This is a genomic window from Pseudomonas sp. D(2018), assembly GCF_005502555.1.
Taxonomy (GTDB): domain Bacteria; phylum Pseudomonadota; class Gammaproteobacteria; order Pseudomonadales; family Pseudomonadaceae; genus Metapseudomonas; species Metapseudomonas resinovorans.
On record NZ_SCOK01000002.1, the window covers coordinates 85834 to 109947 of the forward strand.

22 protein-coding genes are annotated in these 24114 nt (G+C 64.4%); 9 read left to right on the forward strand and 13 right to left on the reverse strand.

The genetic code is table 11. The features are described 5' to 3' along the window. Nucleotides 1–21: 21 nt before the first annotated feature. Nucleotides 22–1362 carry a tRNA (N6-isopentenyl adenosine(37)-C2)-methylthiotransferase MiaB gene (miaB, locus tag FFS60_RS02085; protein WP_028631424.1) on the reverse strand — a complete coding sequence of 447 codons (1341 nt, stop codon included), beginning with the start codon at nucleotides 1360–1362 and terminating at the stop codon, nucleotides 22–24. Between the two features lie 134 nt (nucleotides 1363–1496). Here miaB and FFS60_RS02090 point away from each other — a divergent pair, with 134 nt between their 5' ends. Further along, the gene (locus FFS60_RS02090; RefSeq protein ID WP_028631425.1) at nucleotides 1497–1820 is read left to right on the forward strand and encodes a DUF1820 family protein; all 324 of its coding nucleotides are present in this window, start codon (nucleotides 1497–1499) and stop codon (nucleotides 1818–1820) included. Between the two features lie 28 nt (nucleotides 1821–1848). Here FFS60_RS02090 and FFS60_RS02095 read toward each other — a convergent pair whose 3' ends face one another. From FFS60_RS02095 to FFS60_RS02115, 5 genes are all read right to left on the reverse strand, one after another. Next, nucleotides 1849–2397: a tetratricopeptide repeat protein gene (locus FFS60_RS02095; protein ID WP_137820990.1), complete on the reverse strand. Its 549-nt coding sequence runs from the start codon at nucleotides 2395–2397 to the stop codon at nucleotides 1849–1851. A gap of 93 nt (nucleotides 2398–2490) precedes the next feature. Next, nucleotides 2491–3138 carry a hypothetical protein gene (locus FFS60_RS02100; RefSeq protein WP_137820991.1) on the reverse strand — a complete coding sequence of 216 codons (648 nt, stop codon included), beginning with the start codon at nucleotides 3136–3138 and terminating at the stop codon, nucleotides 2491–2493. Continuing rightward, nucleotides 3138–4427, reverse strand: a complete 1290-nt coding sequence (gene hemL, locus FFS60_RS02105; protein WP_028631428.1) for a glutamate-1-semialdehyde 2,1-aminomutase — start codon at nucleotides 4425–4427, stop codon at nucleotides 3138–3140. The genes FFS60_RS02100 and hemL overlap by 1 nt, the downstream gene beginning before the upstream one ends. Before the next feature lie 32 nt (nucleotides 4428–4459). Beyond that, nucleotides 4460–5089, reverse strand: coding sequence for a thiamine phosphate synthase (gene thiE, locus FFS60_RS02110; protein WP_137820992.1), 630 nt, complete (start codon nucleotides 5087–5089; stop codon nucleotides 4460–4462). Continuing rightward, nucleotides 5086–5883, reverse strand: coding sequence for a hydroxymethylpyrimidine/phosphomethylpyrimidine kinase (locus tag FFS60_RS02115; protein WP_028631430.1), 798 nt, complete (start codon nucleotides 5881–5883; stop codon nucleotides 5086–5088). Before FFS60_RS02115 ends, thiE begins: the two co-directional genes overlap by 4 nt. A gap of 252 nt (nucleotides 5884–6135) precedes the next feature. Between FFS60_RS02115 and FFS60_RS02120 the strand changes: the two genes are divergently transcribed. From FFS60_RS02120 to amn, 4 genes are all read left to right on the forward strand, one after another. After that, nucleotides 6136–8532 (forward strand): hybrid sensor histidine kinase/response regulator, encoded by a 2397-nt coding sequence (locus FFS60_RS02120; RefSeq protein WP_137820993.1) that lies wholly within the window; start codon nucleotides 6136–6138, stop codon nucleotides 8530–8532. A gap of 121 nt (nucleotides 8533–8653) precedes the next feature. After that, on the forward strand, nucleotides 8654–9307 hold the full coding sequence (locus FFS60_RS02125; protein WP_137820994.1) for a TetR/AcrR family transcriptional regulator: 654 nt from the start codon (nucleotides 8654–8656) through the stop codon (nucleotides 9305–9307). Further along, nucleotides 9304–10953, forward strand: a complete 1650-nt coding sequence (locus FFS60_RS02130; RefSeq protein ID WP_137820995.1) for an acyl-CoA dehydrogenase family protein — start codon at nucleotides 9304–9306, stop codon at nucleotides 10951–10953. The genes FFS60_RS02125 and FFS60_RS02130 overlap by 4 nt, the downstream gene beginning before the upstream one ends. Before the next feature lie 119 nt (nucleotides 10954–11072). Further along, entirely contained in the window at nucleotides 11073–12554 is a 1482-nt protein-coding gene (gene amn, locus FFS60_RS02135; RefSeq protein ID WP_036997565.1) for an AMP nucleosidase, read from the forward strand. A gap of 84 nt (nucleotides 12555–12638) precedes the next feature. Here the strand turns inward: amn and FFS60_RS02140 are convergent, their stop codons facing one another. Beyond that, a complete protein-coding gene (locus tag FFS60_RS02140) occupies nucleotides 12639–13685 on the reverse strand; it encodes an MBL fold metallo-hydrolase (RefSeq protein WP_137820996.1) in 1047 nt (348 codons plus the stop codon). A 165-nt stretch (nucleotides 13686–13850) separates the two neighbouring features. Here FFS60_RS02140 and FFS60_RS02145 point away from each other — a divergent pair, with 165 nt between their 5' ends. Then, complete coding sequence (locus FFS60_RS02145) at nucleotides 13851–14417, forward strand: pseudouridine synthase (protein WP_171016475.1); 567 nt, start codon at nucleotides 13851–13853, stop codon at nucleotides 14415–14417. Between the two features lie 46 nt (nucleotides 14418–14463). Here the strand turns inward: FFS60_RS02145 and FFS60_RS02150 are convergent, their stop codons facing one another. The 6 genes from FFS60_RS02150 to FFS60_RS02175 all read right to left on the reverse strand — a co-directional run bounded on the left by FFS60_RS02150 (nucleotide 14464) and on the right by FFS60_RS02175 (nucleotide 17947). Next, nucleotides 14464–14667: a DUF2788 domain-containing protein gene (locus FFS60_RS02150; RefSeq protein WP_028629709.1), complete on the reverse strand. Its 204-nt coding sequence runs from the start codon at nucleotides 14665–14667 to the stop codon at nucleotides 14464–14466. Between the two features lie 175 nt (nucleotides 14668–14842). Next, the gene (locus tag FFS60_RS02155) at nucleotides 14843–15334 is read right to left on the reverse strand and encodes an Lrp/AsnC family transcriptional regulator (RefSeq protein WP_171016472.1); all 492 of its coding nucleotides are present in this window, start codon (nucleotides 15332–15334) and stop codon (nucleotides 14843–14845) included. 325 nt (nucleotides 15335–15659) lie between these two features. Continuing rightward, nucleotides 15660–16079, reverse strand: coding sequence for an MAPEG family protein (locus FFS60_RS02160; protein ID WP_028629707.1), 420 nt, complete (start codon nucleotides 16077–16079; stop codon nucleotides 15660–15662). Nucleotides 16080–16138: 59 nt separating this feature from the next. Continuing rightward, complete coding sequence (locus FFS60_RS02165) at nucleotides 16139–17026, reverse strand: cation diffusion facilitator family transporter (protein WP_028629706.1); 888 nt, start codon at nucleotides 17024–17026, stop codon at nucleotides 16139–16141. Further along, on the reverse strand, nucleotides 17023–17526 hold the full coding sequence (locus tag FFS60_RS02170; protein ID WP_137820998.1) for a DinB family protein: 504 nt from the start codon (nucleotides 17524–17526) through the stop codon (nucleotides 17023–17025). Before FFS60_RS02170 ends, FFS60_RS02165 begins: the two co-directional genes overlap by 4 nt. A gap of 1 nt (nucleotide 17527) precedes the next feature. Beyond that, nucleotides 17528–17947: a polyribonucleotide nucleotidyltransferase gene (locus tag FFS60_RS02175; protein WP_137820999.1), complete on the reverse strand. Its 420-nt coding sequence runs from the start codon at nucleotides 17945–17947 to the stop codon at nucleotides 17528–17530. A gap of 127 nt (nucleotides 17948–18074) precedes the next feature. On the opposite strand from FFS60_RS02175, the gene hrpB reads away from it, so the two are divergent. The 3 genes from hrpB to FFS60_RS02190 all read left to right on the forward strand — a co-directional run bounded on the left by hrpB (nucleotide 18075) and on the right by FFS60_RS02190 (nucleotide 24022). Beyond that, a complete protein-coding gene (gene hrpB / locus FFS60_RS02180) occupies nucleotides 18075–20597 on the forward strand; it encodes an ATP-dependent helicase HrpB (RefSeq protein WP_137821000.1) in 2523 nt (840 codons plus the stop codon). 369 nt (nucleotides 20598–20966) lie between these two features. Next, nucleotides 20967–22484 carry a glycosyltransferase gene (locus FFS60_RS02185; protein ID WP_256658024.1) on the forward strand — a complete coding sequence of 506 codons (1518 nt, stop codon included), beginning with the start codon at nucleotides 20967–20969 and terminating at the stop codon, nucleotides 22482–22484. Further along, nucleotides 22481–24022 carry a glycosyltransferase gene (locus FFS60_RS02190; protein ID WP_137821001.1) on the forward strand — a complete coding sequence of 514 codons (1542 nt, stop codon included), beginning with the start codon at nucleotides 22481–22483 and terminating at the stop codon, nucleotides 24020–24022. The genes FFS60_RS02185 and FFS60_RS02190 overlap by 4 nt, the downstream gene beginning before the upstream one ends. The last annotated feature ends 92 nt before the right edge of the window (nucleotides 24023–24114 follow it).

Below are 24114 nucleotides of genomic sequence, written 5' to 3' on the forward strand. Positions count from 1 at the left end.
AGCGCGGACCCCGAAGGTCGATCAGTGCGGGGCTTCCTCGAGCAGGCTGCCGCGCAGGGAGTGGGGCAGGGCATCGTCGATGCGCACATCGACGAACTGGCCGATCAGACGCGGGCTGGCGCTGCGGAAGTTGACGATGCGGTTGTTTTCGGTGCGGCCCTGGAGCATGCCCGGGTCCTTCTTGGAAAAGTCGCTGACCAGGATGCGCTGGATGCTGCCAACCATTCGTCGGCTGATCTCGAAACCCTGCTGGTGGATGCGGCCCTGGAGTATCTGCAGGCGCTGCTTCTTCACCTCTTCCGGGGTGTCATCCACGAGATCGGCTGCCGGGGTGCCCGGACGCGAGCTGTAGATGAAGGAGAAGGAGAAATCGAAGCCGACGTCTTCCACCAGTTTCATGGTGGCTTCGAAGTCCTTGTCGGTCTCACCAGGGAAGCCGACGATGAAGTCCGAACTGATGCAGATATCCGGTACCGCGGCTTTCAGCTTGCGGATGCGCGACTTGTATTCGAGTGCGGTGTGGTTGCGCTTCATGGCCGCCAGGATGCGGTCGGAGCCCGCCTGCACTGGCAGATGGACGAATTTCACCAGCTCTGGCACTTCGGCGTGGGCCTGGATCAGCGCGTCGGAGAACTCCAGCGGGTGCGAGGTGGTGTAGCGGATGCGGTCGATCCCCTCGACGGCGGCGACCACGCGGATCAGCTCGGCGAATTCGGCGATGCGCCCATCATGGGTCAGGCCGCGATAGCCGTTGACGTTCTGGCCCAGAAGGGTCACTTCGCGGACGCCGTTCTCGGCCAGGTGGATGACCTCGGCCAGTACGTCGTCGAATGGACGGCTGACTTCTTCGCCGCGGGTGTAGGGCACGACGCAGAAGGTGCAGTACTTGCTGCAGCCTTCCATCACCGAGACGAAAGCGCTGGGGCCATCGACACGGGGCTCGGGCAGGCGGTCGAACTTTTCGATCTCGGGGAAGCTGATGTCAACCTGGGGTTTGCGGGTGAGGCGTGCGGCGTCGATCATTTCCGGCAGGCGGTGCAGGGTCTGCGGGCCGAACACCACGTCCACGTAGGGCGCGCGCTCACGGATGGCGGCGCCTTCCTGGCTGGCCACGCAGCCACCGACGCCAATCACCAGTTCCGGGTTCTGCTGTTTCAGTTCGCGCCAACGGCCAAGTTGCGAAAACACCTTCTCCTGCGCCTTCTCGCGGATTGAGCAGGTGTTGAGCAGAATCACGTCGGCTTCTTCCGCGCGTTCGGTGACCTCCAGTGCCTGATGTTCGCCGAGCAGGTCGACCATGCGCGACGAGTCGTACTCATTCATCTGGCAGCCGTGGGTTTCGATATAGAGCTTCTTGGCCATGCACTTCAGATCAGGTGGTTCGAAGAACCGCGCATTATAGTCGCCATCCCCCTGCGTTCCTAGCGCCGGCTGCCTGATGGCTATGCTATGATCTGCGCCCCCGAAAACGCCCCGCGACGACCCGCCGAACCGCCATGAGCAAGTCCACCCCAATCTACAAGGTGATCTTCCTGAACCAGGGCCAGGTGTACGAGATGTACGCCAAGCAGATCTACCAGAGCGATCTGTGGGGCTTTCTGGAGGTGGAGGAATTTGTCTTCGGCGAGCGCACTCAGGTAGTCGTCGACCCCAGCGAAGAGAAGCTCAAGGCCCAATTTGAAGGCGTCGTGCGCAGTTTCCTGCCGATGCATTCGATCATTCGCATCGACGAAGTGGAGCGCCTGGGCACGCCGAAGATCAGCGAAGCGAAAGGCAGCGGCAACGTAATGCCATTCCCCATGCCGATGCCGGAGAAGTAAGCGGGTATCGGTATGTGTGCCGCTGCCGTCAGGGCAGGGGCGAGAAAGGCGAGCCGCCGTCAGCGGCCTGCAGTTCCAGCAGGTAGTTGCGGAAGATCTGTCCCAGTACCTGGGTAGCGATTTCCAACTCATCACTACGCATCTGCGCGGCCACCAGGTCGGCGCTGTCCATTGCCTCGTCCGAACCGTTCACTGCGGCCATCTTCAGCACGATGTACGCCTGCACGTTGTTGGCCTGTACGCCTTCGCCCCGGAAGAACATGTTGCCCAGGCGCAATTGGGCCACGGCATGACCATTGAGGGATGCTTGCTCGAACCATTGCAGGGCCTGGGCCAGGTCGCGTGGGGTGCGTTTGCCGTCGTAGTAGAACTCGCCGAGCTCATACTGGGCTTCGGCGTCGCCACCCTTGGCGGCCTGTTGGCAGGCGGAAATGGCTTCCGAGAGGTTTTCCGGCAGGCTGTTCAGGTTGCAGCGGCCGGTTGCAGGGATCAGCAGGGAGTTACCGCCGGCATTGGCCAGCAGCGGCAGGAAAAGCAACAGGCAGCCCAGAATAAGGGTGCGGCCGGTGCGGTTCATGGGGATCACAGCGCCTCGGAAGCAGTGCAGGCATCATGCCCGGTCGGCGAGAAACGCGCCGACCGTCACATTATGAAATAAGCCGGGGCGATCTTACAAAGCCTTTACTTTGTTTGCGTTTGTCTCGGTGCCGCGAAGGTGCAGCAGCAGCCAGGCTAGAAGCGGATAGGCGGGGGTGAGCAGGGCGTGGAACAGGTCGACTCGGCGTAACGGACCGATAAAGCCGTCAGTCCCCACGATCAGCCCAGCCGCCAGGAACAGACCAATGGTCGCCAGTGCCGCCAGCAGCGGCAGGAGCTGCTCCGGTAGCCGGCCAAGGCTGGCCAGTAGAATCAGGGCGAAGGCGGCGAGACTCAACAGGAGGCGGTATTCGCTCAGCAGCCCGAAGCGCCGGGCCAGTTCGAAGAAGACGCACAAGCCGATCACCAGGCGACCCCAGCCAGCGCGACTCCCGATAGTGCCCCTTGCGAAGGCGAAGATCGCCAGGGCGATCAACGGTAGCGCGAGGAAGGTCCCGGCCTGGCTGAACAGGCTGTGGATTTCGTGCCAGGAAGGAACAAGCGAGAAACGCACCACCCCGCACAGGGCTGCGGCGGCCGGGATCAGCAGTCCGAGCAAGGCGCAGAACCAGGCCGGCCGCTCTGCTTCGGCGAACGTCTTGCCCGCTCGGACCAGCGCGAAGGCGCTGGCCAGGCAGGCGAGGGCGAGAATGCCGTCGGAGAGGGCCGTGCTGTACTGCATCAGGCCTGCTTGAGTTTGGCGAAGGCGCGCTCGGCGGCGTCCAGGGTGATCGCCAGTTCCTTGTCGCCGTGGGCGATGGAAGTGAAGCCCGCCTCATAGGCGCTTGGCGCCAGGTACACGCCGCCGTCCAGCATCAGGTGGAAGAAGCGCTTGAAGCGTTCGGCATCGCTGGCCATTACGTCCTGGAAGGTGATGATGTCGTCGGCGCCGCTGAAGTAGAGGCCGAACATGCCGCCCACCTGGGTGGTCACGAAGGGGATGCCGGCGGCATCCGCGCGCTGCTGCAGGCCGTCGAGCATGCGGGTGGTGTAGTCGGTCAGCTCTGCGTGGAAGCCAGGGCGGCTGATCAGTTTCAGGGTGGTCAGGCCGGCGGCCATGGCCAGCGGGTTACCGGACAGCGTGCCGGCCTGGTAAACCGGGCCCAACGGGGCGATGCACGACATGATTTCGCGCTTGCCGCCGAAGCAGCCCACCGGCATGCCGCCGCCGATGATCTTGCCGAAGGTGGAGAGGTCCGGGGAGATGCCGTAGTGGGCCTGGGCACCGCCGAGGGCGACGCGGAAGCCGGTCATCACTTCGTCGAAAATCAGCACCACACCGTGCTTGTCGCACAGGCTGCGCAGACCTTCGAGGAAACCCGGGGCCGGCGGCACGCAGTTCATGTTGCCGGCCACCGGCTCGACGATGATGCAGGCCACCTCGTTGCCCACTTCGGCCAGGGTCTTTTCAACCGCGTCGATGTCGTTGAACGGTAGGGTCAGGGTGTGCTGGGCGAAGGCCGCCGGCACGCCGGGGGAGCTTGGCACGCCTAGCGTCAAGGCGCCGGAGCCGGCTTTCACCAGTAGGGAATCAGAGTGACCGTGGTAGCAGCCTTCGAACTTGATGATGCTGTCGCGGCCGGTGTAGCCGCGCGCCAGGCGAATGGCGCTCATGGTGGCTTCGGTGCCGGAGCTGACCATGCGCACCATCTCCATGGACGGCACCAGGGAGCAGACCAGATCGGCCATCTCCACTTCCAGCGCGGTGGGCGCGCCGTAGGACAGGCCGTGTTCCAGTTGCTTGCGCACCGCGTCCAGCACGTCCGGATGGCTGTGGCCGAGGATCATCGGGCCCCAGGAGCCGACGTAGTCCACGTAGCGCTTGTCATCCTCGTCCGTTACGTAGGCCCCGATCGCATGCTTGAAGAACAGCGGGGTGCCGCCGACGCTCTTGAAGGCGCGGACCGGCGAATTGACACCGCCGGGGATGTGTTTCTGGGCGTTGGCGAACAGGGTTTCGGAACGGGACATGGGCAGGACTCTCTTTACAAGCGAATTCGGGTTCAGGCGGCGTCGAACAGGGCGCTGAAGGCGTGGGCGCGGCGTTCTACTTCAGCGGCAGAATCTGCGCCGAACAACGCGTGGACCACTGCCACCATGCTGGCGCCGCGGGTGATCAATTCGGGAGCGTTATCCAGGGTCACGCCGCCGATGGCGACAATCGGCGACTGGAAGCGCTGCTTTGCCTGGTCCAGCAGGTCCAGGGTGGCAGCCGGTGCGCCCGGTTTGGTCTGGGAATTGTAGAAGCGGCCGAAGGCGATATAGCTGGCGCCTTCCTTGATCGCTGCGGCAGCCAGGTCGAGGCTGGCGTGGCAGGTGCCGCCGATGATGGCCTGGCGGCCGAGCAGGGCGCGGGCTGCTGCCAGGGAACCGTCACCCTGGCCCAGGTGCAGGCCGACGCCCAGGCGTGCGGCCAGTTCAGCGTCATCATTGATGATCAACTGGGCACCGTAGCGAGTGCAAAGCTCGCCCAGTGCCTCGGCCTCGCGCAGGCGGCGGGCGTCGTCACTGGATTTGTCGCGATACTGCAGCAATTTGGTGCCGCCCTTCAGTGCGGCCTCGACATAGGGCAGCAGCTTGCCGCCGGCCAGCAGTTGGCTGTCGGTTATGGCGTAGAGACCGCGCAGTTTCATGGGCAGAAGTCCAACGGCAAGCGGCGCGGCACGTACTGGCCATGGCCGGGTTGTTCGGCGTCACGCAGCGTGCGCCAGGTGTAGTCGAGCGCGGTGCGAACGGCGCTGGACAGTTCCTCGCCCAGGGCCAGGCGGCCGGACAGGGCGCTGGCCAGGGTGCAACCCGAGCCGTGGTAGCTGCCGGGCAGGCGCTGGCAGGTGAAGGTGTGGCGCTGACCGTCCTGGGTGTAGAGGCGGTTGTGCACTTCGGTCTCGTCGCCGTGGCCGCCGGTGATCAGCAGGTTGCGGCAGAAGGGCAACAGCTTCTCCGCGCATTCGTCCGGTGTGCCTTCCGGCAGTTCGGCGAGGATGCGCGCTTCCGGCAGGTTCGGGGTGGCGATGGCGGCCACCGGTAGCAGGCGTTCGCGGATCGCGTAGCCCACCTCGTCCTTGCCCAGTGCACCGCCGCCTCCGGCACGCAGCACCGGGTCGCAGACCAGCGGAATGCCTGGCAACGACTGCATGATTTCCAGTACGGTTTCGACCATCTGCACCGAGCCGAGCATCCCCAGCTTGACGGCGGCCACCGGCAGGTCGGCGATCACGGCATGGGCCTGGGCCAGCACCCATTCGCGATCCAGAACGCGGAAGTCGGAAACGTTGACGGTGTCCTGCACAGTCAGGGCGGTCACCGTCGGAGCGGCGTGGCAGCCTTGTGCGATCAGGGCTTCGATATCCGCCTGGAGGCCGGCGCCACCACTGGGGTCGTGGCCGGAAAGGCAGAGGACTACGGGGCGAGAGTTGGTCGTTTTCATGGTCGGCGAGCTTACCATTAAACACCTCGCCGAGCCGCACCGGCGGCGCTTTGCCTCAGGGGTGTTCAGGGTGGCTTTGTTCTTCAGTCTGTAAGGCCCGGAATAGAGCTGTTTCGGCATGATGGCAATGTGCAGCTTTCAGCCGCCTTGCGCTGTGCTAGAGTGCTGTTTTTGAACAACCTGGCCCCGGGTGGCGCGCCGAATAAGGAGGTGGGGCTCCCGGACGCGGTCAAGAGGCCATTGCGGGGCTGCATGCGTATCCTCCTTTTCCTATCTCTTTGCCTGCTCGCGGGGCTGGCCAATGCCGTGGAGTTCGACGAGCAGCTGCGCAGTCTTCCGCTGGGCAAGCACATGGACGTGTTCGAAGACGTTCGTGGCGATGCCGAGATCGACGACATCACGTCCCCAGCCCTGGCCAGTAGCTTCCGTCGCAATGACAAGTCCGTGCTCAATGCCGGTTACTCTCGCTCAGTCTTCTGGCTGCGGGTCGACCTGACCTACCGCCCGCTCGACCGGGGTGGCCAGCAGGACTGGCTGCTGGAACTGGCTTACCCGCCGCTGGACCACCTCGACCTCTACCTGCCTGACGGCCAGGGTGGTTACCGCCTCGCCCAACGCACCGGCGATGCGTTGCCGTTCAACAGCCGTCAAATCAAGCAGAACAACTACGTCTTCAGCATCAGCCTGCAACCCAATCAGACCAGGCGTATCTATCTGCGGCTGCAGAGCGAGGGTTCCATCCAGGCGCCGCTGACGCTCTGGTCGCAGAAAGCCTTCCTCGAGGAACAGCCGGAACGCATTTATGTGCTCGGCATCATTTATGGCGTGCTGCTGGTGATGCTGTTCTACAACCTGTTCATCTTCCTCAGCGTCCGCGACACCAGCTACCTCTACTACATCCTCTATATCGGCTCTTTCGGGCTCTACCAGATATCGGTCAATGGCGCGGGCATCCAGTACTTCTGGCCGGACAACCCTTGGTGGGCGAATGCGGCGACGCCTTTCCTGATTGGTTCGGCGGCACTGTTCGGCTGCCAGTTCTCCCGTAGTTTCCTGCATACCGCCGACCACAGCCCCTGGATGGACCGCGCCCTGCTGGGCCTGATGGCCCTGGGCGGACTGGCAATGGTCTTGGCGTTGACCGCCAGCTATGGCCTGGCCCTGCGTCTGGCCACCTCCCTGGCGCTGATCTTCACGGTGGTGATTTTCGCCGCCGGTGTGCTGGCCTGGCTGCGCGGGATGCGTGTAGCGCGCTATTTCATCATTGCCTGGAGCGCCTTCCTCGTTGGCGGCGCCATCAACACCCTGATGGTGCTGGGTTACCTGCCGAACGTCTTCTTGACCATGTACGCCAGCCAGATCGGCTCGGCACTGGAGGTGGGTCTGCTGTCCCTGGCCCTGGCCGATCGCATCAACGCCATGAAGGAAGAGCGTGCACGCATCCTCCTGGACGCCGGCCGCAAGCTGGAAGCGCTCAACCAGGAACTGGCCAACAGCAACCGCCTGAAAGACGAATTCCTCGCCACCGTCACCCACGAGTTGCGCACGCCGATGAACGGTGTCATCGGTTCCCTCGAGCTGATGCAAACCCTGCCACTGGACGACGAACTGGAGCAGTACCAGCGCACCGCCTCCAGTTCAGCGCGGGACATGATGCGGCTGGTCAACGACATTCTCGCCATGACCGAGCTGCAGGCCGGCAAGCTTTACCCGCGGCGCGAGCCGTTCAGCTTGCGCGGTCTGGTGGACAGCCTGCGGGTGCAATACGCCCCCCGCGCCGAGGAAAAGGGGTTGATGTTCGACCTTACGCTCGACCAAAAGCTGCCGGACACTCTCGAGGGTGATGCCGGCAAACTTGCCCAGGCGCTGGGCTACCTGCTGGATAACGCCATCAAGTTCACCAATCACGGCCGAGTCGGCCTCAAGGTCAGTGGCGAGGAACCGGCCAACGGCAGTCTGGCGTTGCGCATTGAGGTCACCGACACCGGCATTGGCTTTGCCACTCCACCGGATGGCCTGATCTATCGGCGCTTCTACCAGCTCGACGGTTCCATGACCCGCGAGTACGGCGGTCTCGGCATCGGTCTTGCGCTCAGCCAGCAACTGGTGGCGTTGCTCGGCGGCAAACTTTCCCATCAATCCCAGTCCGGTCGTGGCAGCACCTTCAGCCTGGACCTGAGCCTGGCATTGCCGGCCCAGGCCCTGGTCGTGCCGGCGCGTCGTCCCGGTGGTCAGCCACAACGTCGACCGGAGCAATGCACCGTGCTGGTGGTGGAAGACAACGCCATCAACCAGTTGGTGACCCGCGGCATGCTGCTCAAGCTCGGCTACCGCGTGCGCACCGCGGACAACGGCGCCGAGGCCCTCGAACAGATCCGTCGCGAGCCCATCGACGCCGTATTGATGGACTGCCAGATGCCGGTGATGGATGGGTTCGCTACCTGTCGCGCCCTGCGCGCCATGCCCGGCTGTGCCGATCTGCCGGTGCTGGCCATAACCGCGCACAGTCATAGCGGCGACCGCGAACGGTGCCTCGCGGCTGGCATGAGCGACTACATGGCCAAACCGGTGAAGTTCGAGGAGCTGCGCGCCCTGCTCAACGACTGGCTGCTGTGCAAGCCGGTCGAGGCTGCAAGGTCGTTGAGCTGATCGCTTCGGCAGGCGTATGGCTTTGGGTGGCGGCGCATATGTCACCAAACGCGGCATTTCTCCCGCTTTCTGCAAGGTCTGAATCCTGATTCACTGAAAGAAGTGAATCAGGATTCAGATCATGGCTTATCGCACCACCGCTTCCCGAATCGACCGTGATCAGGCGCTGCGCAGCCGCATTCTCGCGTGTGCCCATGCACGGGTGGTGGAAGGCGGCTTCGCCGCGCTGACCATGCAGGCCCTGGCCGAGGACGCCGGTATCGCCACCGGGAGTCTCTATCGCCATTTCGGCAACAAGGGCGAGCTGGCGGCTGAGGTGTTCGCCAAGGCCAGCCAACAGGAAGTCGACAGCCTGGCCGAGGTGCTGCGTGGCGAAGGACCGGCCGCCGAGCGCCTGGCGCGGGGCCTGCGCCAGTTCGCTGCGCGCGCCTGGCACAGCCAGCGGCTGGCCTTTGCCCTGATCGCCGAACCGGTCGACCCCGAAGTGGACGAGAAGCGTCTGCTCTACCGCGAGGCCTACGCCGAACTGTTCTGCCAACTGTTGGCGGAAGGCCAGGCGCGTGGTGAGTTCCAGGTGTCATCCATATCCCTGACCGCTGCCTGCCTGGTCGGCGCTATCGCCGAGTCCCTGGTCGGCCCGCTGTCGCCTCCGGCCCGCGCCCTGCGCGAGTCCGGTCATGCGTCGGACGACCTCGAGGCCGTCTGCACCACTCTCGTCACTTTCTGCCTGCGCGCCTTGGGCGCCAGTCAATCTGCCCCTGGAGACTTGCGATGAGCCTGCACGAGTTCGCTGAAACCCATGAAGTTTTCAACCAGGTGCCGCCACTGGATGGCGCCAACCTTTATCGCGTCGACCTCCCGCTGCAGGAGTGGGTGCGTCGTTACCAGGGTGGTTGGGCCGAACAGCGCCTGGATACCTATGGCGCCTTGGCCGGCGGCTCACTGATGGCCGCGGGTTTTCTCGCCAATGAGAACAAGCCGGTGTTCAAGAGCCACGACCGCTATGGCCACCGTGTCGACCTGGTGGAGTTCCACCCGGCTTACCACGAGCTGATGCGCGCTGCCATCGAGCACGGCATTCCGTCCATGCCCTGGACCGATCCGCGTGCCGGTGCCCAGGTTGCTCGCGCCGGAATGAGCTACTTGCACAGCCAGGCCGAAGCCGGCACCGGCTGCCCGCTGACCATGACCTTCGCCAGTGTGCCCGCCCTGCGTCTGCAGGCGGACATCGCCGAGAAGTGGCTGCCGAAGATACTGTCCACCGAGTACGACCCGCGCAACCTGCCCATCGAGCAGAAGACTGGCGCCACCATCGGCATGGCGATGACTGAGAAGCAAGGCGGTACCGATGTCCGTGCCAATACCACCCGTGCCCACCCGGTGGGCATCCCGGGGCCGGGCCAGGCCTACGAGCTGGTGGGGCACAAGTGGTTCTGCTCGGCGCCCATGTGCGACGCCTTCCTTACCCTGGCGTACACCGACAAGGGGCTGTCCTGCTTCCTGCTGCCGCGTCACCGTCCGGACGGCAGCCGCAACGAGTTCTACATCCAGCGCCTGAAGAACAAGCTGGGCAACTGGTCCAATGCCTCCAGCGAGGTCGAGTACCGTGGCGCCCTGGCCTGGATGGTGGGTGAAGAGGGCCGTGGCGTACCGACCATCATCGAGATGGTGGCCCTGACGCGCTTCGACTGCATGATCGGTTCCAGTGCCTTGATGCGTCAGGCGTTGACCCAGGCCGCCCACCACTGCGCCTACCGCAAGGTCGGCGGACGCGTGCTGGCTGAGCAGCCACTGATGCAGAACGTGCTGGCCGATCTCGCGCTGGAAAGCGAAGCCGCATTGGCCCTGACCATGCGCATGGGCCGCGCCCTGGACAGCGCCCACGACGAACAGGAAGACAAGTTCGCCCGCCTGGTGACCGCCGTGGGAAAATACTGGATCTGCAAACGTGCCCCCGCGATGATCAACGAAGCCGCCGAATGCCTGGGGGGCGCGGGCTACGTGGAAGACACCATCCTGCCGCGCCTCTACCGCGAAGCACCGGTCAACTCCACCTGGGAAGGCTCCGGCAACGTGCAGTGCCTGGACGTACTGCGTGCCCTGTCCAAGGAGCCCGGCGTGCTCGACGTGCTGTTTGCCGAGCTGGGCGACGGCCACGGCGATGCGCGACTCGCGTCCTTCATCGGCAACCTCAAGAAGGGCTTCGCTGATACCGGCGATATTCAGTACCGCGCCCGCCAGCTCACCGAAGACGTGGCCGTAGCACTGCAGGCCAAGCTGCTGCTGGAGGCCGGCAACGCCACTGTCGCCGACGCCTTCATCGGCAGCCGCCTGAATGGTTACGGCCGCGTCTACGGCACCCTGCCGCGCGGCGCCGACGTGGAGGCCCTGGTGGCCCGGGCTACACCGCATCTGGCGTGATCCCAAGGTTCCTCCACCCGCCGTGCGGCGGGTGGAGTGAGCGGTGAGGCAACCTGCCGAATCGTTCTATGCCTTTATCTGTCCAAGCAGGCAAGATAGGTCCAGAGCGAATAGAAAGGATGCCGACCGTGAGCCGCGAACCGAACGATTTTGTAATTGCCGAAACCGCCGAGGAAGCTGTCGATCGCCTCGCCGAGCTGCACAGGCAGGCTACCGGAGCCCTCAGTCAGGCGCTGAAGCGCTACATCAAGGAACGCATCGAGCCGGATGCCGAGCAGCGCGCGCTGTTCCGCTACCCGCTGCTGCGCATTACCTATCGCTGCCAGGGCGAAGTGCCCTCCACCACTCGCGCTTACGCCAAGATCCAGGTGCCGGGCAACTACTGCGTTACCGTCACCCACCCGGACGCCTTCCGTAAGTATTTGCTGGAGCAGTTGCGGCCGCTGATGCATGACTTCACCGTGCTGGTGGAAGTGGGGATCAGCCAACAGAACATCCCGTATCCCTACGTGGTGGAGCAGGGCGACGAACTGGCCGGATCCGGGGTGACCGCCGCCGAACTGGCGCGCGTGTTCCCCAGCACTGATCTTTCCGCCGCCACCGACGGCGTGGCTGATGGCCTTTACGATTGGGAAAACGCCGACCCGCTGCCCCTGGCGCTGTTCGACGCCGCGCGCGTGGATTTCTCCCTGCGCCGCCTGGTGCACTACACCGGTAGCGACTGGCGCCATGTGCAGCCGTGGATTCTGCTGACCAACTACCACCGCTATGTCGACCAGTTCATCCGTCACGGCATCGATCAACTGCGCGAAGATCCGCGCTTCGTGCGCATGGTGCTGCCGGGCAACGTGGTGGTGGAGCGCGGTATGGATGAAGGCGAGATGCAGGCCATCGTCGACGGTGTGGTCTGGCACCGCTACCAGATGCCGGCTTACCACCTGATCGCAGCCGATGGACACGGGGTGACCCTGGTGAACATCGGCGTCGGGCCGTCCAATGCCAAGAACATTACTGACCACCTGGCCGTGCTGCGCCCGCACTGCTGGTTGATGATCGGCCACTGTGGCGGCTTGCGGCAGTCGCAGACGATTGGCGACTACGTGCTGGCCCACGCCTACATGCGCCGCGACGGCATCCTCGATCGGGTGCTGCCGCCGAATATCCCGCTGCCGGCACTGGCCGAAGTGCAGCAGGCATTGCAGGAAGCCGCGGCACAGGTCACCGGTGAACGTGGCGAAGACCTCAAGCGCCGCCTGCGCACCGGTACCGTGCTCACGTATGACGACCGCAACTGGGAGCTGCGTTGGGCCCAGGAGCGACCGCTGATCAACCTGTCGCGGGCGGTAGCGGTAGATATGGAAAGCGGCACGATTGCGGCCCAGGGCTACCGTCTGCGGGTGCCCTACGGCACCTTGCTGTGTGTCTCCGACAAGCCGCTGCACAGCGAGATCAAGCTGCCCGGCTCGGCCAGTGCCTTCTACCAGCGCGCCGTCAGCCAGCACCTGCGCATTGGCATTGCAGCCCTCGACCTGCTGCGTACTCAGTTGAACGCATTGCACTCGCGCAAACTGCGCAGCTTTGATGAGCCGCCATTCCGCTGATCGACGCGGCGTCCTGATTGTCCAGGGCGCGAATTCACTCGCGAAACGAACGAAGAAGGGCCGCGCAGTGCGGCCCTTCTTCATTCAATCGGTCAAGGCTGGAATCAACCACTGATAGCCCGGAGTCGGCACACGGAAGACGTCGGCGTCCACCTGCCAGTCGGCAAGTGCCTTGGTCAGGTCGCGGGGCGGGGCGAACTGACCTTCATCCGTGAGGTTGAAGGTGCCGAAGTGGATGGCCAGGCTGCACCCGGACTCCAGCTGCTTGTGGGCTTGCACGGCGTCGTCCGGGTTCATGTGGTTGTCGCGCATGAACCAGCGCGGCGCGTAGGCCCCGATGGGCAGGGCGGAAAAACGCATCGGCCCGAAGCGTTCGCGGATCAGGCGAAACTCTGGTCCCAGGCCGGTATCCCCGGGGAACAGGAAGGGGCCGTCCGGTGATTCGATCACGAAGCCCATCCACAGCGTTTCGTTGGTATCGCTGCGGGTTCGCGCCGACCAGTGCTGTACCGGCACCGAATGCAGTTTGAGGCCGCCCGCCAGCGGCAGTTCCTGCCACCAGTCCAGTTCGGTGACCTGCTTGAAGCCGGCTTCGCGAATCAGCACCCCGTTGCCCAGCCCGCTGACCACGGTGGCCAGAGGGAAGCGCTCCACCAGCGCACGCAGGCTTTCCAGGTCCAGGTGGTCGTAATGGTTGTGACTGACCAGGATCAGGTCGATGGGCGGCAACTGGTCCAGCCCCAGGCCCGGCGGGTGATGGCGCCTGGGGCCGACGAAGCTGAAGGGGCTGACCCGCTGGGACCAGACCGGGTCGGTGAGGATATTCAACCCGCGATGCTGGATCAGCAGGGTGGCGTGGTTGATGTAGGTGACCCGCAACTCGTCGCCCTCAACCCGAGTCGGCACTTCGGGTGGGACGGCCGGGCCGGGCTGGTCGAGCCAGTCCGCCTGCTTCTCGCGGCTGAACTGCCAACGCAGGAAGGCGCGCAAGTCCTTGTGCGGTTTGGGTTCCACGTTGCGAAAGCGCCGGCCGTCGAAGTTGTCCGAGGCCCGACCGCGATAGGGTGAGCGGTGATAGCCCGCGAGGGTCATCAAGTTGATCAGCCAGATAGGACGCAGGGCACGCGACATGGCGTTCTCTCTTGCGGCAGGGAAGCACTCAACCTAGCATGCCTCTCCCATTCCCAGACCGCCAACCCGTTTCCAGGCATGTCGCGTCCAACTCGCCCCACCCGTCCCGCTTCCCGTCGCCCCAGTCCCGCTTCCCGTCGCCCCAGTCCCGCTGCTCCTCGTCGCGTGGCCAAGGCGCCGCCGGCCGAACCGCGCCTGGTGCTGTTAAACACACCCTTCGCCGTGCTGACCCCGTTCAGCGACGGGGAGGGCCGCGCGACGCTCAAGGACTACATCCCCATCCCCGGTATCTATCCCGCCGGGCGGCTGGACCGTGACAGCGAGGGCCTGCTGCTGTTGACCAACGACGGCCGCTTGCAGGCGCGCATCGCCGACCCGAAGCATAAACTGGCAAAGACCTACTGGGTGCAGGTGGAAGGTGAGCCCAGCGAAGAGCAGCTCCGGCAATTGCGCGAGGGCGTGGAGCTGAACGACGGGCCGACCCTGCCGGCTGAAGCGCGGCGGATTGAAGAGCCGCAGCTATGGGAGCGCAACCCGCCCGTGCGTTTTCGCAAGAGCGTGCCCACTGCCTGGCTGGAGCTGGTGATTCGTGAAGGGCGCAACCGCCAGGTCAGGCGCATGACTGCAGCGGTAGGGCTGCCTACCTTGCGCCTGGTACGAGTGCGAATAGGCCCCTGGAGCCTCGATGGGCTGGGGCTGGGGGAATACAGGGAAGTGCCGGCCCAGCTCTGACCGGCTTGCTGAGCCCGCCTTGGCTGACGGGCTCGGGCGTTGCGACTCAGATACCTTCCAGGCCGCCAATTACCAGCGTCTTGATGACGAAGCCCAGCACGCCCAGGCCGAGGGCCAGGAACAGGATCATGGTGCCGAAGCGTCCGGCCTTGGACTTCTTGGCCAGGTCCCAGACGATGAAGGCCATGAAGGCCACCAGGCCGGCGATCATCGCCGTCATCATCAATTCTTCGAATTTCTCCGGGCTCATTTCACACCTCGTGGACTGAATACAGGCTGCACCCGCTCGGCCGAAGGGCCGGGCGGAAAGCGGGGCGGTGCGCTTGTGATTCTGTGAGCCGGAGGGCTCTTATGAGGCGGGGCCACGCGGGGGTACAGCAAAGCGCGAGGATTATACGCCAAGCCATCCGCCGCGCGAGGGCCGTTCAGCCGCGCAGGTGGCCCAGGGGGAGCTCCGTGCTGCTCAGTACCTGGTTGAGCACGAAGCTCGAGCGCACGCTGGTCACCCCTTCGATTCGGGTCAGTTGCCCGAGCAGGAACTGTTGGTAGTGGTCCATGTCCGGCACTACCACCTTCAACTGGTAGTCCGCTTCCATACCGGTGACCAGGCTGCACTCCAGCACCTCGGGACATTGGCTGATCACTTCCTGGAAGTGCTCGAAGCGCTCCGGCGTGTGCCGGTCCATGCCGATCAGCACGTAGGCGGTGAGGCTGAGACCCAGCTTCTTGCGGTCCAGCAGGGCGACCTGGCGAACGATATAGCCGTCATCCTCCAGTTGCTTGACCCGTCGCGAGCAGGGCGAAGGGGACAGCCCTATGCGCTCAGCCAGCTCCTGATTGGAGATGCGCGCGTCGCGCTGCAGTTCGGCGAGGATCTTGAGGTCGTAGCGATCGAGCTTTTCCATTGCGGCCGCCATTATTTGATTGGATTGCGATATATCTTGCTGTCTTAGTGATTAATTGCGCAAGTGGCACTGTATTGAGCAATGTTAGCAATCATTTGTCGTGCGCCTGGACGTAAGATTTCTCTCAGTTTCACGGCCCGGACAGCAAGTCCACCCGACCCGCCCAATCAGGTGCGTCGGCGCCGCCGATCCAACCGGATCGAGCAGGTCCCCGGGTCCGCGCTGCCCAATCAGGCGGGCGATGAAAGCGGCGACACAATCGCCAGCACAGGACGAATTTCCCGAAGGGGACCCGCAGTATGGGGTCCCCTTTTTTCTTGCGCGTATGAAGCGGTTGTCAGGCCAACCCTGCCAGCTTCAGCAGCCACCAGGCCAGGATCGCGACCTGTACGAAGAACCCGGCAAACCTCAACCAGACGAAAAGCGCGCTGGTGCTGATCAGGTGCATGCAGCTCTGGAACAGTCGGGCGCCGAGAAGCAGGCCAGCGAGCGGGTCGGTGATTGCGGTTTGCCCGGCAGCGATGGCGTAAAGAAGTACGGCCGCCTGCATCGGCAGGTTTTCCAGGGCATTGGCATGGGCGCGTACCAGACGCTGGCCGAAAGCTCCGGGGGTATTGCTGCCGTCAGCGGCGAAGGCGTTGACCTTCATCCGCCCAGCCAGTACCAGCAAACCGCGCTGGTTCACCATCAGGAAAACCAGCAGCAGGCTCCACGCCACCAGCCCGAGCAGGGCGGCGGCGGATAGGGACGGGGGCATTGCAGACTCCTCGTTATTGTTATGGAAGGAGGCAGTCTAGGAGTTTTAGAGCAATTGCTCTAGTCGTGCTTCACCACTTCGCTGGGGTCGGCATGCACCAGCACTTCGGCACGAGGGTACTGCGCTGTGATGGCATCCGCGGCCGCTTCGCAGAGAGCGTGGGCACGGGAAAGCGTCAGCTCCCCTGGAAGCTCAAGGTGCAGTTGCACGTACCAGTGGTTGCCGGAAATCCGCGTGCGCAGGTCGTGTGCGCCAAGCACGCCGGGGACCGCGCACGCCAGTCGGTGCATGTCGGCGCTGATCGCCGGCGTCAGTTCCTCGTCCATCAACACCGAAATCGATTCCCGCGCGATGCTGATGGCACTCCAGAGGATGTAGCCGGCGATACCCAGGCCGAACAGCGCATCAGCCTGTTGCCACCCCAGGTTGGCCAGCACCAGGGCGAGGAGAATCCCGCCGTTGAGCAGCAGGTCGGAGCGGTAATGGAGGGAGTCGGCGCGGACAGCGGTGGAGCCGGTAGCGAGGATCACCCTCCGTTGCAAAAGGAGCAGTGCAGCGGTGAGGGCCAGTGACAGGATCATCACGCCGATACCGAGCATTTCCGCCTCGAGCGGCTGCGGGTCATTCAGGCGCTCGTAGGCCTGGGCCGCCACCAGCACGGAACTGACGCTGATGAATAGCGCTTGTGCCAGGCCGGCCAGGGCTTCGGCCTTGCCGTGACCGTAGCGATGGTCGTCATCAGCCGGTTTCAGGGCGTAGTGCACCGCAAGCAGGTTGAGCAGGGAGGCTGCGCTATCCATCAGCGAATCGGTCAGGCCGGCGAGCAGGCTGACCGAGCCGCTCATGGCCCAGGCGATGGCCTTGGCTATGACGAGGATGATGGCGACGGCGAGGGAGGCTCGGGTGGCCAGGCGCAGCAGTTGCGCGTGCCGGCGGGGTGAGGTCATGCCGACTCCGGCTTGAAATAGATGAAGTCCATGGCCGGCGTCTCCAGGCCCATGGCCGAAATCGCGGCGGAGGCCTGGCCGCGGTGGTGGGTACCGTGGTTGACCAGGTGGGTGACGATATCTGCCAGAGAGCGGCGCTGGGATTCGCCGCGCATATTGCGGTAGTTAAGTGGACTCAGCAGGGCGTTGCCCTCCAGTCCGGCCAGCTGCACCTGCCAGGCCTGCACGCCCGCCGCCAGGCAAGCGGCAAGTTCGTCGCGCCCATTGGCCACTTCCACGTCCAAGCGGTCAAAGGGCGGAGGCTCCTGGCGTACCCGCGCCAGCCAGATGCGATCCACTGCCGCCAGATGGTTCAGGGTCCCGTGCAGGCTGCCGAAGAACAACCCGCACGGCGCGCGTAAGGCCGCATCATCCACGGGCCGCAGGCTCTCCAGCAGGCGCCGGTAAGCCCAGCCGTGGTAGGCCAGCAGATGCTGGAAGTGCCTGGCCAGTGCGTCCATTTCAGGCGGCTGGGCGCAAGCCCAGGGCGGCCAGTTGCTGCAGGTTGCCGCTGCGATGAAGCAACTGCGGGTTGTCCAGTGGCAGGTCATGGCCGGTTTCGCGGGCGATGATCGATTTCAGGCGTACCGGGTCGACCTTGCCGTCGGCGCCGATGGCCTCCTGCAGCTTCTCGGGGGCGACCTGGGCATTCTGGCCCCCGGGCAGGTAGATGGCCCCGGTGGCGAAGTCGACGGCGAAGGCAATCAGGCCAGGGATCACGAAGAAGAGAATGCCGATGGCATCCATGGCTGCTACGGCCGGGTCGATCTTGCCTTCGATCTGGCCGCGACGATCCGGGTAGAACAGGGTGCCACAGGCGGTGAGCTGGGTGAGCAGGGCGGCGGCGACGGCGCCGCCGATCCAACGGGAAGCAATGCGCATAAGCATCTCCTGGTCGAAAGATCGCAACTATATCAAGGCTGTTGTTGCAAAACTGCCTGACATCGCCAAGACCCCGGCAAGGAACTGGCAGTTCGCCGGTATACTTTCGCGCCAGTCTGGAGCGCCCATGAATCCGTTACCCATCGATGCCGTCCTGCCCGCCTTGCGGGCCGCCCTGCAATCTCGCAACGAAGCCGTACTGGAGGCGCCGCCCGGGGCCGGCAAGACCACGCGCGTGCCGCTGGCGTTGCTGGACGAGCCCTGGCTGGCCGGACAGAGCATCCTGATGCTGGAACCCCGCCGCCTGGCTGCCCGCGCCGCAGCTGAGCGTCTGGCGAGCGAGCGGGGTGAGACGGTGGGCGAAACCGTTGGTTACCGCATCCGTATGGAATCCAAGGTCGGCCCGCGCACCCGTATCGAGGTGGTTACCGAGGGCATCCTTGCGCGCCGCCTGCAGGACGACCCGGCACTGGAAGGCGTCGGCCTGGTGATCTTCGACGAGTTCCACGAGCGCAGCCTCGATGCTGACCTGGCCCTGGCGCTTTGCCTGAACGGACGCGCCCTGCTACGCGACGATCCGCCGCTGAAGGTGCTGCTGATGTCCGCCACCCTGGAAGGCGAGCGTCTGTCGCGTCTATTGGATGAGGCGCCGGTGGTGCGCAGCGAAGGTCGCATGTTCCCGGTGGAGCAGCGTTGGGGCCGACCCAGCCAGCCGGGGGAGGCGCTCGAGCCAAAGGTGGTGCAGACCGTGCTTCAGGCCCTGGCCGACGAACCCGGCAGCCTGCTCGTGTTTCTCCCCGGCCAGGCGGAGATCCGCCGCGTCGCCGAGCAATTGGTAGAGCGTCTCGACGGTCGCCCCGACATCCTGCTCTGCCCGCTTCACGGCGAACTGGACCTGGCGGCCCAGCGCGCGGCCATCGAGCCAGCCCCGGCGGGCAAGCGCAAGGTGGTGCTGGCTACCAACATTGCCGAAACCAGCCTGACCATCGACGGCGTGCGCGTCGTGGTGGATGCCGGCCTGGAGCGGGTGCCGCGTTTCGACCCGGCCAGCGGCATGACGCGCCTGGACACCCAGCGGATTTCCCGCGCCTCTGCGACCCAGCGCGCCGGCCGTGCGGGACGCCTGCAGCCGGGTGCTTGCTATCGTCTCTGGTCCGAGGCCCAGCACGAACAAATGGCCGCCCACGGCAGCGCGGAAATCCTCCAGGCCGACCTTGCCAGCCTGGCGCTGCAACTTGCGCGCTGGGGCGTCGGGGACCCCAATGAACTGGCCTGGCTCGACCCGCCGCCCAGTGCCGCCTATGCCCAGGGACGTGATCTGCTGCAACGCCTCGGCGCTCTGGCTGAGGACGGCAGCCTGACCCGCCATGGCCAGGCCATGGCCGAGCTGCCTGCCCATCCGCGCATTGCCCACCTGCTGCTGCGTGGCCAGGCCCTGGGGCTCGGCGGCCTGGCCTGTGACCTTGCGGCGCTGCTGGGCGAACGCGACATCCTGCGGGGCGGCGGTGCTGATCTACATAGCCGCCTCGCCCTGCTGGCGGGTGGCGATCGGGCCGCACGTGCTACCCGTAGCGGCGTGCAGCGAACCCGCCAACTAGCGCGGCAGTTCCGCTCCTACCTGCGTGGCCCGGCCAGTGACCCTGTGGCCGATCCGGATCACCCGCGCTGGCTCGGCTGCCTGCTGGCCTTCGCCTACCCCGACCGTATCGCCCAGCAACGTCGGCCAGGCGGCGCCGACTACCGCCTGGCCAATGGTCGAGCGGCCACGTTCGGTGAGCCGGATGCGTTGATGAAGGAGCCCTGGCTGGTGATCGCCGACCTCGGCAGCCGTCAGGGCCAGCGCGAAGAGCGCATCTACCTGGCCGCCGATCTCGACCCGGTGCTGTTCGACGGGCCCTTGGCCGAGCAGGTGAGCCATCAGGACCTGCTGGACTGGGACGAACGCGAAGGCGTGCTGCGTGCTGAAAGGCAGATCAGAGTCGGCGAACTGGTACTGGCCCGAGAGGCCTTGGCCGCGCTGGACGAGGAAGCCCGTTCGCGGGCGCTGCTCGGCCTGGTACGACGCAAGGGGCTCGAGCTGTTGCCCTGGACCCCGGAACTGCGTCAGTGGCAGGCGCGTGTAGCGCTGCTGCGCCGCCTCGACCTTGCCGACAAGGGCAACAGCGAGTGGCCGGACCTCTCCGACGGCGCCCTGCTGACCAGTCTGGAAGACTGGCTGCAGCCCTGGCTGGGCAAGGTCAGCCGCCTCAGCCACTTTTCCAACCTCGACCTTGCCGGCATCCTTCAGAGCCTGCTGCCCTGGCCGCTACCGCAACGCCTCGACGAACTGGCGCCACGTACCCTGGAGGTACCCTCCGGTTCACGCATCCGAGTGGACTACAGCGATGAGATGCCGGTGCTGGCGGTGCGATTGCAAGAGCTGTTCGGCCTTGCTGATACCCCCCGCATCGCCGGTGGCCGCCAGGTCGTCAAACTGCACCTGCTTTCTCCAGCTCAGCGCCCGGTGCAGGTGACCCAGGATCTGGCCAGCTTCTGGCGCAACACCTACACGGACGTGAAAAAGGACCTCAAGGGGCGCTACCCCAAGCACTACTGGCCGGATGATCCTCTGGTAGCCGAGCCGACCGCGCGGGCAAAGCCGAGGAAGTGAGCCTGCGTTTGCTGCTTGGCAGCTGCCGTGGGCTATCCCGCCTATGGAGTAGCGCCAGGCTTGGAAGGTGCTGGTTTCAGAGGCGCCTGATTCACTGCGCCAGTGCGCATCGAAGCTAGCTGATTTATCTGCAATTCCGGTCGGTGAAATGGGTTGAGCCAGGAGCGATTCCGGTTCGCAATCGGTACTTGCAAGTCACGTTTTGGGCGCGTACTGGCGTACCAGTTCGCTAATTCCGGCCGCTGCCGCTTCCTGCTCTCACACGACCATTCAGTCAGCTGTTTGGCCCTTGCCAGAGCGGTCAAGAACTGTTGGTATGCGCAGCTATTCCCTATGACAGGTCATTCACAGGCCTGAACAACAATAAGAGTGGCGCAGGACGGATTCTGCGGAAGTACTATGAATACGCTCATTCTCATCGGCTCCAAAATCAATCAGGACAGCATCCAGCACTCGCTTGGCAAGCCTGAATACAGCTACTTCTTCCTGATGAAGGAGTTCATTCCGGCACTCCAGCGATTGGGCACTGTCGTCGAGGTCAAGAACCTGGACGAAGTCGACGCCCTCTACGACCTGCACAGTGCTCAGGGACGCAAGGTCATCTTCCTCAGCTTCAGCCCGCCTCAGCAGACGCCATTGGGCCTGCGCTGCCCGACCGTCCCGGTATTCGCCTGGGAGTTCGACAGCATTCCCGATGAGCCCTGGGGTGGCGACCCGCGCAATGACTGGCGCTATGTTTTTGAACGTATCCAGGGTTGCATCGCCACCAGCAGCGAGGCCGCCGATCTGGTCCGTGCGGCGACGCAGGGCCGATTACCGGTCCTCGCCGCCCCCGCCCCGGTATGGGAGCGTTTCGGCGAGAACGAATGTCACCAGGGCCTGTTGCCCCGGCAAAGTCCTCGCCATTTCTCTTTTCCCGGCGTGATCATCGACAGCCCAATTCTCGGCCTGAGTGCTGACGGGCTGGTGCGCAAAATAGAGCCGGCCGCTGCTCCCGAACCGGTTGTCGAGGCCGTGGCGCAACCGGAGATGGAGCAGGTTTCCGAACCGGCGGTGGTATCGCGCTGGGCGGAATACCGTCGCATCAGTCAGGTCCTGTTTTCAGACTGGTGGCTGGAGTTCACCGGGCGACCCAGGAAGGTCGAGGAGCCCGTGGCGATCGTAGCGCCGCCTCCCGTGGCCGTCGCGGCCACCAACCTGCAGGTCGAGGGCGTGGTCTATACGACCGTGCTCAATCCGGCTGACGGCCGCAAGAACTGGATCGACCTGATCACCGCCTTCTGCTGGGCCTTCCGCGACGAGCCTGGCGCCACGCTGGTGGTGAAAATGACGCACCACAACCTGGAGCATTACCGGGTAGTGCTGATGACCTTGCTCTCGCGCCTGGCGCCTTTCTCCTGTCGCGTGGTGGTGCTCCACGGTTTTCTGGAGGATGACCAGTACCGCCAACTGGTGGACGCCAGCGACTATTACGTTAACGCCTCGTCCTGCGAGGGGCTGTGTCTTCCTTTGATGGAGTTTCTCTGCGCCGGCAAACCTGCCCTGGCGCCGCGGCATACGGCAATGGCGGATTATCTGGACTCGAGTCTGGCCTTCCTCGTGCGGGGCGCGCTGGAGCCCACCTGCTGGCCGCATGACCCGACCGGGATGCTCTCCAGTCACCGTTATCGCCTTGATTGGCAGTCCCTGATGGAGGCCTTCCGGGCCAGCTATGCCCTGGCCAGGGACGACGCCCGCGGTTACCAGAAGCTTTCCGCTGCAGCGTTGAGGCGAATGAAAGCGTTCTGCGCCTTCATGCCAGTGACCGATGCGCTCGGCGCGTTCTTCGAACAGGTGGTCGATGACTCGCGTGGCGTGGAAACCAGAGTCCGGAGCGTGGCCAGATGAGACTCCTGGTTTACTCCGAAGTTGGTGCGGCACAGATCGCCAGCAGCCTGGGGCTTCCCGACTACAGCTATTACTTCGTACTGAAGGAGTTCCTCCCGGTCCTCCAGGAACTGGGCGAGGTCATTGTGGTGGAGCGGCCTTTGAACGAGGTCGATCCGCTCTATGACGAGGCGTGCGCACGCAACGAGAACTGCCTTTTCCTTAGCTTCACGCCTCCGCACAAGACCCCGGCGGGACTGCGTTGCCCAACCATCCCGGTCTTCGCCTGGGAGTTCGACTCCATTCCGAACCAGTCCTGGCTCGACGATGAACGACAGAACTGGGCAACCGTGATTGCCGAATGTGGACAGGCCATCACCCATTCGCAACTGACCGTGCAGGCGGCCCGCGCAGAGTTGGGCGAGGACTTCCCGGTGGTGTCGATTCCAGCGCCCGTTTGGGACCGATATGCCGGTATCCGTGATACCGCTCCGGCGCAGCACATGGAGAGCCGCATCCAGGTGCGCTCGGGTGTGTTGATGGATAGCCACGACCTGTCTCTTACACCCTACATCCCCAATGTCGACGCTGTGGCCAGGGCCGTTGCCAGCGCCCGCGAGCGTGAGCGCGCGGCTCGTCCCCAGGAGGCCCTCGTGCCGTCTGCCGTGCCCCTAGCTGCTCCGCAATCGCGTGTGCGCATCACAATGCGCTATCTGGTCGAGTGGTACCGCCTGGTCTTTCTTGACCTTCTGCGGCCTTCGCGAGGCGTTCCGGCGGTACGAGCCGAGCCTGAGAAAGTGGAAGTACCACTGGAGCCGACCAACCCGGTAGAGCCGGGCGGACTGCCCGAGGTTCCCGGCGAGGTCGCCGAAATGCCCGTCTGGTCGCCGGCCGAGTACAGCTTGCAACTCAGCGGCGTGGTGTTCACGGCGGTTTTCAACCCTTATGACGGCCGCAAGAACTGGGTCGACATGCTAACTGCGTTCTGTAGCGCGTTCCGCGATACCCCCGATGCCACGCTGCTGTTCAAGCTCGGACACCGTGACTATCAATCGGCCATGAACGACATGCTGATGTGTATGGCCCGAATGCCGGCATTCAAGTGTCGTGTTGTTCTGCTGCATGGATTCCTTGAACGCGCCGATTACGATCAACTGATCCGTTCGACTGCGTTCGTCATCAACGCTTCCCACGGCGAAGGGCAGTGCCTGCCTCTGATGGAGTTTCTCAGTTGCGGCAAGCCCGCGGTGGCACCGCAGCATTCGGCGATGGCGGATTACATTGACGATCAGGTGGCCTTTGTCGTTGATACCTGGCTGGACGCAACCGCCTGGCCGCATGATCCTCGCCTGGCTTACCGTACCCTTCGCCACCAGATTGACTGGGCCTCCCTGGTGAAGGCCTATCGCGATGCATATCGTTGCTACATCGATACTCCTGAGCGGTACCAGCACATGGCCGCCACGGCCATCGAGCGCATGCATGCGCACTGTTCCCGAGCGACTGCCAAGGAACGGTTGTTAGCGTTCATCGATCACCGCGCGGAGGCCTGCACATGAGTCTGTTCAGATCCTGGCTGCGAAAACTGGGACGGCGACTCGCCGGGCCTGATCCGCTGCCCACCGACGAGCGGGTCCGCTCCTTGGATTGT

What these genes read in the sequence shown, in the direction of transcription:
- FFS60_RS02095 (WP_137820990.1), bottom strand. Translation starts at nt 2,397, where the DNA reads ATGAACCGCACCGGCCGCACCCTTATTCTGGGCTGCCTGTTGCTTTTC.
- FFS60_RS02120 (WP_137820993.1), top strand. Translation starts at nt 6,136, where the DNA reads ATGCGTATCCTCCTTTTCCTATCTCTTTGCCTGCTCGCGGGGCTGGCC.
- FFS60_RS02170 (WP_137820998.1), bottom strand. Translation starts at nt 17,526, where the DNA reads ATGGACGCACTGGCCAGGCACTTCCAGCATCTGCTGGCCTACCACGGC.
- FFS60_RS02115 (WP_028631430.1), bottom strand. Translation starts at nt 5,883, where the DNA reads ATGAAAACGACCAACTCTCGCCCCGTAGTCCTCTGCCTTTCCGGCCAC.
- hemL (WP_028631428.1), bottom strand. Translation starts at nt 4,427, where the DNA reads ATGTCCCGTTCCGAAACCCTGTTCGCCAACGCCCAGAAACACATCCCC.
- FFS60_RS02100 (WP_137820991.1), bottom strand. Translation starts at nt 3,138, where the DNA reads ATGCAGTACAGCACGGCCCTCTCCGACGGCATTCTCGCCCTCGCCTGC.
- amn (WP_036997565.1), top strand. Translation starts at nt 11,073, where the DNA reads ATGCCGACCGTGAGCCGCGAACCGAACGATTTTGTAATTGCCGAAACC.
- FFS60_RS02155 (WP_171016472.1), bottom strand. Translation starts at nt 15,334, where the DNA reads ATGGCGGCCGCAATGGAAAAGCTCGATCGCTACGACCTCAAGATCCTC.
- FFS60_RS02175 (WP_137820999.1), bottom strand. Translation starts at nt 17,947, where the DNA reads ATGCGCATTGCTTCCCGTTGGATCGGCGGCGCCGTCGCCGCCGCCCTG.
- FFS60_RS02160 (WP_028629707.1), bottom strand. Translation starts at nt 16,079, where the DNA reads ATGCCCCCGTCCCTATCCGCCGCCGCCCTGCTCGGGCTGGTGGCGTGG.
- hrpB (WP_137821000.1), top strand. Translation starts at nt 18,075, where the DNA reads ATGAATCCGTTACCCATCGATGCCGTCCTGCCCGCCTTGCGGGCCGCC.
- miaB (WP_028631424.1), bottom strand. Translation starts at nt 1,362, where the DNA reads ATGGCCAAGAAGCTCTATATCGAAACCCACGGCTGCCAGATGAATGAG.
- FFS60_RS02150 (WP_028629709.1), bottom strand. Translation starts at nt 14,667, where the DNA reads ATGAGCCCGGAGAAATTCGAAGAATTGATGATGACGGCGATGATCGCC.
- FFS60_RS02165 (WP_028629706.1), bottom strand. Translation starts at nt 17,026, where the DNA reads ATGACCTCACCCCGCCGGCACGCGCAACTGCTGCGCCTGGCCACCCGA.
- FFS60_RS02125 (WP_137820994.1), top strand. Translation starts at nt 8,654, where the DNA reads ATGGCTTATCGCACCACCGCTTCCCGAATCGACCGTGATCAGGCGCTG.
- thiE (WP_137820992.1), bottom strand. Translation starts at nt 5,089, where the DNA reads ATGAAACTGCGCGGTCTCTACGCCATAACCGACAGCCAACTGCTGGCC.
- FFS60_RS02090 (WP_028631425.1), top strand. Translation starts at nt 1,497, where the DNA reads ATGAGCAAGTCCACCCCAATCTACAAGGTGATCTTCCTGAACCAGGGC.
- FFS60_RS02140 (WP_137820996.1), bottom strand. Translation starts at nt 13,685, where the DNA reads ATGTCGCGTGCCCTGCGTCCTATCTGGCTGATCAACTTGATGACCCTC.
- FFS60_RS02130 (WP_137820995.1), top strand. Translation starts at nt 9,304, where the DNA reads ATGAGCCTGCACGAGTTCGCTGAAACCCATGAAGTTTTCAACCAGGTG.
- FFS60_RS02190 (WP_137821001.1), top strand. Translation starts at nt 22,481, where the DNA reads ATGAGACTCCTGGTTTACTCCGAAGTTGGTGCGGCACAGATCGCCAGC.